Origin of the sequence: Marinomonas foliarum, from assembly GCF_003337275.1 — a bacterium.
Lineage (GTDB): Bacteria > Pseudomonadota > Gammaproteobacteria > Pseudomonadales > Marinomonadaceae > Marinomonas > Marinomonas foliarum.
The window spans coordinates 51,912-65,405 of the sequence record NZ_QPJQ01000001.1; the positions used below are offsets into that span (position 1 = coordinate 51,912).

Sequence of the window (13,494 nt, forward strand, 5' to 3'; positions counted from 1 at the left end):
GAAGGGCCCTGTGTGCGTCAATCATGGACAAACTCAGCAATAAAGTCTTCTGGAGGGACTGGATGGCCAAAGTAATAACCCTGATAAAAGAAGCAACCTATTTCACGCAATCGATCGTAATGCACAAAGGTCTCTACACCTTCAGCCAAAACATTAATATTGAGTGCTTGTGCCATCGCGATAACCGCATGAACAATTGCCTCATCACTTTTATCAGTCAATAAGTCTCTAACAAAGGATTGATCTATTTTCAGGCGGTCAATTGGCAAAGATTTCAGGTACTTCAAAGAAGAGTAACCTGTACCAAAATCATCAATGGAAAGATGAACACCTAAACACTTTATAGCGTGCATTTTTTCTAAAGATGAAGTCAGATCATTAAGAAGCATATTCTCTGTGATTTCTAGATCAACACAGCTTGCAGGAACCTCATGCTTCTCTAGCTGCTCCTTCAGCATGGGTAAAAAACCCGCCTGTTGAAACTGAATTGGACTGACGTTTATAGACATGCGCCAAGATGGATCCCATTTACCTTCTTTTAACCATATCGCGACTTGGGACAATGACTCATTTAAAACCCACTGGCCAATTTCAACAATCAAACCAATTTCTTCAGCGACAGGTATAAATACGGCAGGAGAAATGAAGCCTTTCTGCTCATCTTTCCATCTAATCAACGCTTCCGCCCCAATTAACTGATTTTTATCATTCGTCTGTGGCTGATAATATAACTTAAACAATTTGGATTCGGTGGCATGATGAAGGGCTTTTTCCATTTCGAGTCGAGCATCTGATACTGCTTGCATTTCTGTTTTATACAGCGCAAAAGTATTCCGTCCAGACTCTTTCGCTCGATATAACGCTGTATCAGCCTGCTTCAAAATAGCCTCTACTGAAGCACCATCACCATTAAAAATAGTCGCACCTAAACTTGCTGTAATATGCACTTCATGATGGCCAGCTTTCTTAACCTGCTGGCATGCATACATTATGCTTCTAACAAATTTATTAACGGCTTTTTCTACCTGTACTTCATTGTCACCGAGATGCACCAACAAGAAAGCAAATTCATCCCCACCCATGCGGACAAATACAATATTATCGTCAATAAGAGAATCCAGTTGCGACGCCACACAACAAAGTAATTGATCACCAACATTGTGGCCAAGAGAGTCATTAATAGTCTTGAATCTATCGAGGTCCATAAAAACAACAGCTGAATGACTGCTTGAATTTGTTCCTCGCGAGCTTTTTAACACGTCACAAAGTTTGTCTGATAAATATTGGCGATTAGGCAAACTCGTTACTGAATCATAATAAGCCAGTCGATGGATATGGGCCTCTGCATCTTTCCGCTCAGAAACATCACGTACCAAGAGTATTGTCTCGACCTTACTTTGAACTCGATATTTCGCCATACGTATTTCTACAGGTAATTCAACACCTTGGATTTGATATCTAGCCTCTACCGTTAGAGGGGTATCAAGGTTTAAATTCTGTAGAACGTCAAGAAACTCTACCCATGACGATGGGGTGTGCAATGCCTCCAACGAGTGTGATTTAAGCTCGATAGCACTCTTTTTAAGCATAAGTTCTGCCGTTAGATTAACTAAAGTAATCTTGTTGCTGTCATCTAGTAACAGAATACCATCGGCGGCGTGCTCAATCATGGCTTTGGTATGACTATCACTGCGCTCTAAATCACTCAAGGCTGTATTAAGTTTTTTCCATAGGGATGCAAAAGTAGCGTGTAAATTGCCTAACTCATCTAACTTATGGTGTCGGTGAAAGGATTTTGGCAACGGAATATCGTCATTATGGCCAACATGCGATAAGGATTCTGTTAAACGCATAAGAGGATAAGTGACTAGAAAATAAAACACTAAAGAAAGCAGAGAGGCTAATAACAAATCTTTGAACAGATTGTAGACTAAAATAGAAAGTTGTTCTTTGAAAATTCTATCTAATAAATAACGTTTTTCTGGCCAGAGATATAAATATCCAGCATCAAAATCAGGCGTTTCTAAATGCAGCTTTCGCTCGTAATTTTGTAGATCGAGTAAGAAAAAATCAGTGAAAAATTTCGGCACCGAAAAATCACGTTTGGCACCAGTGGCTTCAACAAAAATATTCCCTGATTCATCTCTGACTTCTAAATGAGAAATAGTAGGACTAAACAGCAAACCATCAACCTGTTGTTGAGCAAAATCAACATCTAAACGAAAAACCGCTTCAGATAGTGGCTTTTCAACAACAGCGAGTAATTCTTCGAAGTCTTGATTTATCTCGGCCTTTTGGTCGCTAATTCCTTCAAAGAACTGAAAACCACTGCTGACTAAGCTTAGAACAATTGCGAGAACTAACGTTAAAAACGCTTGTTTAATAAATAGAGATCTCGAAAAAACAACTCCCATCTTCACTCGCTTATATTCTTCGGAATTCATTATTATGCTACTTGCACAATCCCCACATCCATAAACTTAAGCACAAACTAGGCCAGTGCGACACGCAAGACTCGTAAGATAAAGACCTACAACTTACTCTTTTATAAGACTGACATTTTCTGAGCAATGACACAAGAACCTATAAAAAACTCTTATGAGGGCTATGATCTAAGTCATAACTTACTAACAAAGACTCCAAAGAACCTCATAAAAAAAGCCAGTATGTTTATCACACTGGCTTTTAAAATAGCGAAACTTACTTATAAAGCAAAAACTTAACCTATAACAGCACCGTCTTCACGTGATATAGCAATCACACTAGAGCGTGGAACTGAGCGCCCACCGTCAGGCCAATGTGAATTACCACCTTCACCCGGATGCTGAATACTAATAAACATAGTTGTCTTAGCTGCATTCCAAGCTAAGCCGGTAATCTCTGATTCCTTTGGCCCAACTAGAAAACGACGAATTTCTCCCGTATCAGGATCTCCAACCAACATCTGATTATTGCCTTGCCCTTGGAAATCTTTTTCGTTTGAGTAGTTACCGTCTGTCTGGATCCACAAAAGACCTTTAGAATCAAACTTCAGACCATCTGGTGAGTTAAACATATTGTCTTGATTAATGTTCTGAGATCCGGCATTGGCATCATCAAAAACTGCTGGATTACCCGCCAAAACAAACAAGTCCCACTTAAACTCAGTGTGAGTATGATCAGAGTCCATTGGCATCCAACGAACAATCTGACCAAAATTGTTTTTTACTCTTGGGTTTGGGCCACCAGCAGGCGTTTCATCACCACCTGCATTAGGCTTAACACCACGGTTTTTGTTATTCGTCAATGAGCAGTAAACTTCTGCTTTATGTGGATGAGCCGCAACCCACTCTGGACGGTCCATCGTTGTAGCACCTACTTTCGAAGCCGCCATACGAGTGTGAATGGAGATTTCTGCCTCTGTCATACCTGTAGTTTTAGGTGTCAACGCTAACCACTCACCGCGATTATTATCATGAAATTTGGCAACATATAACGTACCTTCTTCAAGCAAATCACGGTTATTACCACCAGCCAAATATTTATGCTTCGAGATAAAACGATATAAAAATTCGCCACGCTCGTCATCGCCAAGGTAGACAACAACATGGCCATTCGGCGCAATAGTTAACTCTGCGTTTTCGTGTTTAAAACGACCAAGTGCCGTACGTTTTTTCGGGCGAGAAGTCGGATCCAGCGGATCGATTTCAACAATATAACCAAAGCGGTTTGGCTCGTTTGGTTCTTTAACAAGATCAAAACGATCATCAGCCATCGCCCAATTATAACGGCCTTCCGTACTCATGCCATAACGTTTAAATGCTTCTGACATTTTGTAATCTTTATCATTGGCTGTGAAGTAGCCATTAAAATTCTCTTCACATGTCAAATAAGTACCCCATGGTGTTTGTCCATTACCACAGTTATTCCAAGTTCCTTTTGCGACTAAGCCTTTCGGGTCTTCTGATGTCTGCATCCATTTGTGACCACGAGCAGGGCCTGTGATATCCATTTCTGTATCCGCTGTAATACGGCGATTATAAGGAGAGTCCTGAACAATCCCCCATTTTCCGCCACGCTCTGCAACTTCTATTATGGACACACCATGAGCAGCTTTGTTTTTACGTACGTCATCAGCATTGGCAGGCATACCATCGGTACGATTAGCATGAAGAGTATCGCCATTCGTGTATTCATTGTTGATGGCCATGATCTGCTTACCATCCTTAGAGAAAAACGCCATGCCATCATTATGATCGCCAAACGCTAACTCTTGAGAAGCACCAGTACCACCCGTCGTCGCGTTAAACGCTGGAGCATTGCTGAATAATGGATCTCCCCAAGAAGCCAAAACTTCCCACTTATAACCTTCAGGTACCGTTACAGTATCCAATGTATTAGCGCCAACCATACTAAACGCTAGACGTGATTCTTTACTTCCTGCGGCAAGCGCTTTACTGGCTGAGAATGCAGTTGATCCCATTACAAATGCGCCAGCACCGACCGCAGCACCACCACCTAAAAAGCCACGGCGTGACACCATTTTATTGGCTACTTCCTCAAACTCAACGACCTCAGGAGCTGGACGTACCAATTCATCTAACTCATCAAAACCTAGCTTCACATTATTTTTAGTCTTCATAACACTGCCCTATTAATTATTAAAAATTAGCCATTATTGAGATTGCACCAAGGCAAAATTTTTTATGAGTTTCAAATGCTGACCTTCCCTCTGGCAGGGAGATTAGAAAGTAACTTACCGAGAAAAGATGACATGAAAATGACAGTGACGAGACATTGTGCTTATATTAATCAGTACGATGAGTAAAACATGTGCTATACAAGAAATATTGCGACTCCCCAAATAACAAAAACAACATGAATAAAGGGTGAAGTTATGATTAATACTCTGCGAAACATACCAATCCGCTTAAGACTAACTAGCTTGGTCATTTTCTTTTCATTAGGTCTTTTGTTTGTGATTTATTTGTCCCTTACGGTCAACAAACAATCATTACTCGATGAAAAATATGCACAAACCAAACATGTTGTCGAAACTGCCACTGGCGTATTTAGTTATTTTCATAAGCTAGAGCAATCCGGAGATCTTAGCCGTTCTGACGCACAGCACTATGCTATGGAAATAATCAAAAATACTCGTTATGCGACGTCCGAATACTTCTGGATCAACGATTACGATGCAAAAATGGTTATGCACTCCGTAAATTCGGCATTGGATGGGAAGGATTTGTCAAACCTTGAAGACCCTAATGGCAAAAAACTTTTTTCCGAATTTACAAAAATAGTAAAAGCCCAAGAAGCCGGGTTCGTTGACTACCTCTGGCCTAAACCAGGTAGCGAGCTTCCTGTTGAAAAAATATCATATGTTCAGGGCTTCAAGCCTTGGGGTTGGATTATTGGATCTGGTATCTATCTTGATGAAGTCAACTCTCAGTATCTAAAAGAAGTCATGCGTCTTGGTATTATCAGCATAAGCATTATTCTTACCGCCTTGTTCTTATCCTTTTTAATCGTACGTTCAATCCTACAACCTATAGGGCAAATTCAAGCTGTTTTACACAACATATCAGATGGCGATGGTGACTTGAAAACACGTTTACCTGAATCGGGAAAGGACCAGCTGACTTTGATTGCCACTCACTACAATAGCTTTGTGGATCGTCTCTCCGAGACTTTAGGTAAGGCAGTTTCACTCAACCAAGAAGTAGAGCAAAAAAGCCAAGAACTGAAAAATGTTGCAGCCAAAACACAAGCAATTACTCAGCAACGTGAAGGTATGTTTGCGCAAATGGCAGAAACAATAAAAGAAGTCGACGAGTTTAAAAATGAAGTCACTAACAGTACCCAAACCACTCTCATTTCAGCACAAAATACTGCCGAAAAAACCCAAACAGGGCAAACCTCAATTAACCAAACCGTTGAGTCACTTGAAAAGCTGTCACACGAATTAGAGTCCGGTTTAAATTCAGTGGTTCAATTAGCAGAACAATCACAGACTATTGGTTCCGTATTAGATGTTATAAGCGCCATTGCAGAACAAACCAACTTATTGGCACTCAACGCAGCCATTGAAGCGGCACGAGCCGGTGAGCAAGGCCGTGGATTTGCTGTTGTCGCAGATGAGGTACGGGGGTTAGCAAGCCGCACACAAGCCTCTACCGACGAAATACAACACATGATTAACAAATTACAAAGCGGGGCAAAAGAAGCTGAAACCCGCATTACTGCAAGTCATCAGCAATCACAAAGAACCACTGAAGAAATCACCTTAACCACACAATACCTTCAAGATATTGCCGTTTCAGTGGACGACATAAATAAAGCCAGCAGAACAGTCATTGAAAGCGTCAACATGCAAAGTGATGCAGTCCAGAGACTAAACAGCCTTAATGAAAAAGTTGCTGAGCTTTCAGCACAGGCAGGGTTGCAGGTTAAACAAAACAATGAGACCAGCGAGTCATTAGCAAAAACAGCTAAAGAGACCCAAAAGATAATGTCGATATTTAAGCTTTAAAGGCATCTTTGAAAACAGCCAATGAGTATATTTTCTGGCTGTTTTTCTAGAAAATCATATCACCGTACAAAGCGGGTTTCCCATACCGGACTTCCAAGCCCTCTCGAACGGACTTTTTTAACTTCCTAACAACCAAACTGTATGAATGATCGATTTGCCTTTGGATCTCCCCCATTGGCAAATCGCCAGACAATACAACTGAATTCCAATGTCGCTTATTCATATGATAAGCAGGAATAACATCAGAGAAAATATCGCGTAATTCAATAGCATGATCCGGGGTGCACTTAAGGTTCAAGAGCGGCGATCCTTGCTTCTTTATCAATAAAGCAAACATCTTACCTTGCACTTTAAAGACGGCAGTATAATCATCAAATGGGTAATACTCTTCAGCCTCGGGCTTAGAAAGCAGATATTTTTTAAGTGTTGTTGAGTCCAAAATAGCTCCCTTTCAAGGTTTAAAACTGTTATCAGTATAAAACAAAAAAGCCGTTTACTGGATGTCAGTAAACGGCTTTATATAGAAGGATACTTAAGCAAGCTCAGCCCTGATGAGCAAGGTACTCGTCGTAAGTGCCTTGGAAATCAATAACCTTTTGCCCTTTGATTTCAATCACTCGATTCGCCAACGATGATACAAACGCCCTGTCATGACTAACAAAAATCAGCGTGCCGTCAAAGTCGAGTAACGCATTATTTAATGCCTCAATGGCTTCCATGTCCATGTGGTTAGTTGGCTCATCCATCACTAAGACATTTAGATCCATCATCATCAACTTACCAAACAGCAAGCGGTTCTTCTCACCACCAGAACAAACTCGTACTTTTTTATTGAAGTCATCCGCGGTAAACAGCAAACGCCCCAACATAGCACGAACTTTTAAATCATCATGTTTTACTGTACGCCATTTCGACATCCAGTCAAACAAGGTTAAATCGCAATCAAAGTCTTCTGTACTGTCTTGCGGGCAATAACCAATAACGGCATTTTCAGCCCATTTAATCTCACCTTGCTTGGCTTCTAGTTCATTCATCAAGCAACGCAAGAAAGTCGTTTTACCGGCACCGTTTTCACCGATAATCGCCAATCGAGAGCCAGCTTCTAAAATCATATTACCGCCAGAAAATAGCAGTTCATCATAACCATGGCCTAAATCTTCTAAGATCAAAGCATGACGGTGAAGTTTTTTATCTTGCTTAAAAGTTAGCGAAGGCGTCATACGGCTAGACTGTTTTACTTCTGACAGTTCAATTTTTTCTAGTTTTTTCGCACGAGAACTGGCTTGTTTTGCCTTAGATGCGTTGGCTGAGAAACGGTTAACGAAAGCTTGAAGATCGTCCATTTCTGCACTTTTCTTCGCGTTTTCAATTAATAATTGCTCGCGAATCAAAGACGAGGCTTCCATGAAGTATTCATAGTTACCTGGGTAAATACGCAACTCACCAAAGTCTATGTCCGCCATGTGAGTACACACAGAATTCAAAAAGTGGCGGTCGTGGGAAATAATGATCATGGTGCACTTACGCTGGTTCAGTACGCCAGCCAACCAGTTAATGGTATGAATATCCAAGTTGTTGGTAGGTTCGTCCAACAGCAAAATATCGGGATTAGCAAACAAGGCTTGCGCTAACAAGACCCGAAGCTTCCAACCCGGCGCCACTTGGCTCATTAGACCAAAATGAAATTCTTCTTCGATGCCCGCTTCCAACAAGATATCACCAGCGCGGCTTTCAGCACTATAGCCATCCATCTCGGCAAATTCTGCTTCTAGCTCGCCAGCTCGCATGCCATCTTCTTCACTCATTTCTGGCTTAGAGTAAATAGCATCACGCTCTTGTTTTACTTTCCACAACGCCACATCGCCCATGATCACGGCGTCAACTACAGAGTATTCTTCGAACGCAAACTGGTCCTGACTTAAGGTACCAACTTTTTCACCCGGTGTGATAGACACATTACCTGACGTTGGCGTCAGCGCCCCACTCAGAATTTTCATGAAAGTAGACTTGCCACACCCGTTGGCGCCAATTAGGCCATAACGATTACCGTTGCCAAATTTCGCTGAGATGTTTTCAAATAATGGCGTTGCGCCAAACTGCATAGTGATATTAGCCGTGGAGATCAAAAGAAAGTCCTGAAAAAAGAAAATAGAAAGCCGTTTAAATTTGCCACTAAGTCAGCGTACAAAATATAAACATAAAGGTGGGCGAATATAGTGATTTATGGGGATAAAGTCGAGGGATTAGGTGGTTTTTTACCAAACTAGTTTAAGAAAGCGTTAAAGAAGACAAGATCTCTATACTTTGCTCTTACTTGGAAAGACGTCTTCTATATCCTGATCGGTTTTTACAACACCGCTGTCAGGTATATTCTCAGTTGGGTCTGACGTTTTTGGGGCATCTTCTGCCCGCTCTGAGTCTTCCGGCTTTGGGTTTGGGGGTTCAGCAGTCATGTAAGCACTCGCTTGAGAGATCAAAAAGCTTAATACATCTCGACTCGCACCATTTAATAGATTTTTTCTCGCTTTTCGAGTGATATCCAGCTGAGTACTAGCGCCTAAGACAAAACTGGCAAGTAAACCTGTTGGACTGGTTGCTTTATCGAGTAGATTATCAACTGCTTTATCACGAGAGGCCTTGGCACGTTTTTCCAAGATTTGAGTACGAAAGTATAAACGTTCTCTTTGCTGACGCATTCGCTTTAGGCCGAACATATATTACTCATCTTCTGTTGGAATAATGGCATCAAAAGTACGGGTGAAATCCATGCTTTTCAATGTTTGTTTCACCAAATACAGCAAAACGATAGAGCTTAAAAAGGTCACTAATGTTGCCGTTAATAAAATTCCGACCAAAGAAAAACCATAACTCCATGCAATAGCCGCACTGCTTGCAATAATTAATAACCAAGTAGTGAGCAACAAAAAGATAACACCACACATTAAGGCAAGGAGCTGGGCACTGGATGTCACCCATAATTTTGCTTCTAACGCTCCTAGCCCTAATACACTCTTTAACCAGCTTTTGTGAGTGCCAATAACCTCATCAAAGTCAGATTTTTCTTGATCTGAGTCAGCGTCAGAGTGCTGCGGTTTTTCCATCAATACAATTCCTAAATTTATTTACGCTTACTTAGAAGACTAGCCGCTAAAGCGCCTGCTAGAAATGCAATACCAATTGTTTTAACTGGGTGTTCCTTGGCATATTCACCAACCGCTGTAGACACTTTTTCAGATTGGCTCTTAGCTGTGTCTGCAATTTTATGTGCTTGCTCACTAATCTGATGAGCAACTTCTTCAATTCGCTCTTGGCTTTGCTCTTTCATTTGCGCGGCACTATCTACACCTTTATGCGCTGCTTCTGCTGCGCTGTCTACTTTCTCATGTGCCTTTGATTGGGTCGTGCTCTTGGTTGTTGTAGCCATTCTTTATTCTCCTTGTAGAATTGAAATTAACTTTTCAACGCCAACGTAGCGACAAAAAACTGAACTAAACTATTATAGTTTAGTAAATAAATTAAAAAGGTTTATGCATATCACTTTAAGATTTTCTAAAGCTAAATGCTTAAATACATAATTTAAAAGCTATACATTAAAAATCGACTTACCTTTCCCTATTTACACTACGCGGTTAATTCGCGATGGTCAAAGCCACACATCATAACGCCTCCCTTTTCCTTTTTTTATCGTTAATCTTTAAGCTATTAGAGGCTAGACATAAATGCACACAGATTGAGAAAATAATATTTAGATATATTGGTCAATGATCTCCTATCAGCTTTTCTGACAATAAAAAAGGGCAGTAAGCATACAACCAACAGGTATGCTCTTTGCCCTTTTAGAATAGACTCATATCGACTCCTATCTACAGGTATCAGCCAAAGCTTTTCAATCTTTAAACTGGAACACTTTATTTTTTAACATCTACCCAAGCATCCCATCCTTTCCAATCATCCATGTCTGAATGGCTTCCTGTTTCAATATCAACAGGCTCTTTAGTACGACGACTAAATACATGTACGTTCATTAGCTTTTTAATTAAACGAGACATTTCCGCTTCCCTCATCTTTCATGATTTTGGAAATATCATCCTAACACCGAAAAACTAAAGTAATCGTCAACATAGCCTAAAGGAAGTATCTTTCCCTATTCGAAGGATTATTATTGATTTTCTTGACGTTGGAGTGCTTTATGCAGAATAAGTGACCATTTCATTCAATCAATAGCCACACTATGAAGATTATAAGGCACTATCAAACAAGCTTTTACCTACAAATAGACCATTGACGAGCAAGCATTAACGATTCGTTTAACAAAGACCAGCCCAATAAACTTTGCTGGTACTCACCTGCTTTACCATCCAAAGACACTCCATACGCTTTTAGACGGAAGGCAAGAATCGCATAAAAAGCATCTACTGCACCCGCTTGATCAAACATAAAAGGTCCTTTTGCTTGGGCAAAAATCGTTTCAATACGCTCAATCTCTTTTTTCATCGCATCCGATAAATTATCCAACGGAGAGACCGGATCAAAGGTAAACCCGCATTGACCACGCAGATTTATAAAGCCTGAATGCATTTCCATACAAAGGCTTCTTGCTTGTGCTCTTTCAGACTGATTCTTAGGATAAAGTGCACCATTGGAGCATTCATTAAGGTATTCGGTAATTGCTAAAGAATCGTGTACAACATCATCATCCACCAGCAATACTGGCACCAATCCAGTCGGCGAGTATTTCAATACTTCAGCTTTATAGCCTTTGGCTTCTAAATTAATTGGGATAAGGTCCAGTTTGATACCTGCAATTTGACTGCAAAGATACGCCCGTAGTGACCAAGTCGACAATGTTCCAACAACTAATTTCATACCGTCCATCCCATTTACGTTGCTACTTTAATTTAGTCACTAACAGCTGTTCAACTCTGACGCCTTCCAAATCCAATACTTCAAACTTATAGCTGTCATAGACATAAAAGTCCGTGCGCTTTGGCAAACGCTTTAAGCTGTAAGTAATAAAACCACCAAGCGTTTCATATTGAGTACGATCAGGGAACTCTTCTATATTCAAACTGCGCATCACATCATTGATCGGCGTTAACCCTTCAATCAACCAAGAGTTCGCATCACGTTGTACTATTTGCTCCTCATCATGAGGCGTTAACAAGCCACCCATAAAGCCACCTAATAAGTCTTTCACCGTTACAATACCGACAATCGTTGCGTATTCATTCACGATGACAGCAAAAGCTTGTGGCGCTACTCGAAATGCATTAAGCGCCTCGGAAAGCGTCAAGGTTTCTGGTAGATAAAAAACCTCTTTATCCACTTTTTCAGGTTTGATTTGTGCTGACTCACCTTTAAGCACCAAGCGTAGTATTTCTTTCGAATCAATAATGCCTTCGATTTTATCCAAACTGCCGTTACAAACTAAAAAGTCATTATGTGGATGATCAATAATCTTTTGGCTGATCTCTTCACTACTGTCATCGATATCAAAATAGATAATCTGATCTCGTGGCGTCATGGCACTAGAAATGTTTCGAGTTTCTAATTCGAATACATTGCCAATCAATTGATATTCTTGGCTCTGCAAACTGCCGTCTTCTGCGCCAGCATCCATCATGGCAACAATGTCTTCAGTAGTAACGACTTCTTGGCGCTCAATAGGCACATTAAATAAACGTAAAACCAAGTTAGTAAAACCGTTAAATAGAAAAACCACTGGTGTCAATAGAAAGGTCACCCAGAGCATAGGCGTGACCATTCGAATTGCCACAGCTTCTGGCATAATCATCGCCAAGCGTTTAGGTAATAGATCGGCAAATAGAATAAAAAGTGACGTCAGACACAGAAAGGAAACAACAAAGCTAACTTGATCCAATAAAGGTCCAGCATAAAGCAAACTAACAAGCTGCTTTATATAAGGCGTCAGAGCCTGTTCACCAACAATACCACCTAAGATAGCAATAGCGTTCAGCGCAATTTGAATCATGGCAAAAAAAGCGCCTGGTTTTTGTTGCAAGGCAAGCACAGCTTGCGCTTTAACGCTGCCTTCATCCGCTAAGACTCGCAGCTTAATCTTCCTAGCCGCCGCCATGCCAATTTCAGCCATAGCAAACAAAGCTCCAGCAATTATCAGCAATCCTATACTAAATACATCACTCATTTTTTTCTCTTTATATCGAAAGACAGAACGTCAATATAGGCCGCATTATAGAAGGAAGTTGCTACGATACAATGCTTATTTTTTATACTTTCAGAAGGGGTAAACGCAGTTCAAAAAAACACATTGAAGGCGTAATATAAGGTAACTAAACAGCGTAAAACACTGTCTTTATTTATTGATCAGCAGGACCCAGCATGATTATCACTCTAACGACTCCCGCAATGTTGTTCCCCGCCGTTTCTTTATTGCTTTTGGCTTATACGAACCGCTTTGTCACACTAGCATCAATTATTCGTAACTTTGACCCAAAACTTGAAGACGCAAACACAACAGATCAAATTACAAATTTACGTAAACGTATTTATTTAATAAGACGCATGCAAGAAGCTGGGGTGATTAGCTTTTTTCTGTGTGTATTATCTATGATGGCAATCTACCTTGAGTACCAAGAAATAGGCAGTTACATTTTCGGGGCGAGCCTAATCTGCCTAATGTATTCTTTGTATTTATCTGTGCGCGAGATCACTATTTCTTGCGATGCATTGGAGCTACACCTTCAGCATTTCAGCACTAACTTTAAAAAGAGCAGTCGCAAAAAATAGTTAAGGAAGGTGCGAACAAGCCCTCTTGTCTCAGCATGTGGATAAAAGCCTGTTATTCGAGGCGAGTAGCGAATGTGAATAGTGGTTCTATTTTCGAGGTGCTCAACAAAGAATACAGCCTTTTAGGCCATGCCCTGCGGGTCTTTCAGAGCTTACTATTAAAAATAACAGGCCACATATCGTTGCGACTCTTTGAAAGGTACCTACATTCC

At 40.7% G+C, this 13,494-nt stretch carries 12 protein-coding genes; 2 read left to right on the forward strand and 10 right to left on the reverse strand.

Features of this window, described 5'->3' with window-relative positions:
• Window positions 1-17: 17 nt before the first annotated feature.
• Together DFP77_RS00250 and DFP77_RS00255 are read right to left on the reverse strand one after the other, a co-directional pair.
• Window positions 18-2,444, reverse strand: a complete 2,427-nt coding sequence (locus tag DFP77_RS00250) for a putative bifunctional diguanylate cyclase/phosphodiesterase (RefSeq protein WP_258860931.1) — start codon at window positions 2,442-2,444, stop codon at window positions 18-20.
• A gap of 275 nt (window positions 2,445-2,719) precedes the next feature.
• The gene (locus tag DFP77_RS00255; RefSeq protein WP_114410299.1) at window positions 2,720-4,621 is read right to left on the reverse strand and encodes a PhoX family protein; all 1,902 of its coding nucleotides are present in this window, start codon (window positions 4,619-4,621) and stop codon (window positions 2,720-2,722) included.
• A gap of 255 nt (window positions 4,622-4,876) precedes the next feature.
• Between DFP77_RS00255 and DFP77_RS00260 the strand changes: the two genes are divergently transcribed.
• Window positions 4,877-6,514 carry a methyl-accepting chemotaxis protein gene (locus tag DFP77_RS00260; RefSeq protein ID WP_114410300.1) on the forward strand — a complete coding sequence of 546 codons (1,638 nt, stop codon included), beginning with the start codon at window positions 4,877-4,879 and terminating at the stop codon, window positions 6,512-6,514.
• A gap of 46 nt (window positions 6,515-6,560) precedes the next feature.
• On the opposite strand, the gene DFP77_RS00265 is transcribed toward DFP77_RS00260, so the two are convergent.
• The 8 genes from DFP77_RS00265 to paeA form a co-directional block, all read right to left on the reverse strand.
• On the reverse strand, window positions 6,561-6,953 hold the full coding sequence (locus DFP77_RS00265) for an MmcQ/YjbR family DNA-binding protein (protein ID WP_114410301.1): 393 nt from the start codon (window positions 6,951-6,953) through the stop codon (window positions 6,561-6,563).
• Window positions 6,954-7,056: 103 nt separating this feature from the next.
• Window positions 7,057-8,640 carry an ABC-F family ATPase gene (locus DFP77_RS00270; protein WP_114410302.1) on the reverse strand — a complete coding sequence of 528 codons (1,584 nt, stop codon included), beginning with the start codon at window positions 8,638-8,640 and terminating at the stop codon, window positions 7,057-7,059.
• Between the two features lie 171 nt (window positions 8,641-8,811).
• Complete coding sequence (locus DFP77_RS00275; RefSeq protein ID WP_114410303.1) at window positions 8,812-9,228, reverse strand: hypothetical protein; 417 nt, start codon at window positions 9,226-9,228, stop codon at window positions 8,812-8,814.
• A gap of 3 nt (window positions 9,229-9,231) precedes the next feature.
• Complete coding sequence (locus tag DFP77_RS00280; RefSeq protein ID WP_114410304.1) at window positions 9,232-9,615, reverse strand: hypothetical protein; 384 nt, start codon at window positions 9,613-9,615, stop codon at window positions 9,232-9,234.
• Window positions 9,616-9,632: 17 nt separating this feature from the next.
• Window positions 9,633-9,938 (reverse strand): DUF883 family protein, encoded by a 306-nt coding sequence (locus tag DFP77_RS00285; RefSeq protein WP_114410305.1) that lies wholly within the window; start codon window positions 9,936-9,938, stop codon window positions 9,633-9,635.
• A 484-nt stretch (window positions 9,939-10,422) separates the two neighbouring features.
• Entirely contained in the window at window positions 10,423-10,563 is a 141-nt protein-coding gene (locus DFP77_RS19510; RefSeq protein ID WP_181858467.1) for a hypothetical protein, read from the reverse strand.
• 214 nt (window positions 10,564-10,777) lie between these two features.
• Entirely contained in the window at window positions 10,778-11,380 is a 603-nt protein-coding gene (locus DFP77_RS00290; protein WP_114410306.1) for a glutathione S-transferase N-terminal domain-containing protein, read from the reverse strand.
• Between the two features lie 22 nt (window positions 11,381-11,402).
• Window positions 11,403-12,680: a polyamine export protein PaeA gene (gene paeA / locus DFP77_RS00295; protein WP_114410307.1), complete on the reverse strand. Its 1,278-nt coding sequence runs from the start codon at window positions 12,678-12,680 to the stop codon at window positions 11,403-11,405.
• 194 nt (window positions 12,681-12,874) lie between these two features.
• Between paeA and DFP77_RS00300 the strand changes: the two genes are divergently transcribed.
• Window positions 12,875-13,282: a DUF2721 domain-containing protein gene (locus tag DFP77_RS00300; RefSeq protein WP_114410308.1), complete on the forward strand. Its 408-nt coding sequence runs from the start codon at window positions 12,875-12,877 to the stop codon at window positions 13,280-13,282.
• The last annotated feature ends 212 nt before the right edge of the window (window positions 13,283-13,494 follow it).

What these genes read in the sequence shown, in the direction of transcription:
- DFP77_RS00280 (WP_114410304.1), bottom strand. Translation starts at nt 9,615, where the DNA reads ATGGAAAAACCGCAGCACTCTGACGCTGACTCAGATCAAGAAAAATCT.
- DFP77_RS00275 (WP_114410303.1), bottom strand. Translation starts at nt 9,228, where the DNA reads ATGTTCGGCCTAAAGCGAATGCGTCAGCAAAGAGAACGTTTATACTTT.
- DFP77_RS00260 (WP_114410300.1), top strand. Translation starts at nt 4,877, where the DNA reads ATGATTAATACTCTGCGAAACATACCAATCCGCTTAAGACTAACTAGC.
- DFP77_RS19510 (WP_181858467.1), bottom strand. Translation starts at nt 10,563, where the DNA reads ATGTCTCGTTTAATTAAAAAGCTAATGAACGTACATGTATTTAGTCGT.
- DFP77_RS00285 (WP_114410305.1), bottom strand. Translation starts at nt 9,938, where the DNA reads ATGGCTACAACAACCAAGAGCACGACCCAATCAAAGGCACATGAGAAA.
- DFP77_RS00300 (WP_114410308.1), top strand. Translation starts at nt 12,875, where the DNA reads ATGATTATCACTCTAACGACTCCCGCAATGTTGTTCCCCGCCGTTTCT.
- DFP77_RS00250 (WP_258860931.1), bottom strand. Translation starts at nt 2,444, where the DNA reads ATGAATTCCGAAGAATATAAGCGAGTGAAGATGGGAGTTGTTTTTTCG.
- DFP77_RS00290 (WP_114410306.1), bottom strand. Translation starts at nt 11,380, where the DNA reads ATGAAATTAGTTGTTGGAACATTGTCGACTTGGTCACTACGGGCGTAT.
- paeA (WP_114410307.1), bottom strand. Translation starts at nt 12,680, where the DNA reads ATGAGTGATGTATTTAGTATAGGATTGCTGATAATTGCTGGAGCTTTG.
- DFP77_RS00255 (WP_114410299.1), bottom strand. Translation starts at nt 4,621, where the DNA reads ATGAAGACTAAAAATAATGTGAAGCTAGGTTTTGATGAGTTAGATGAA.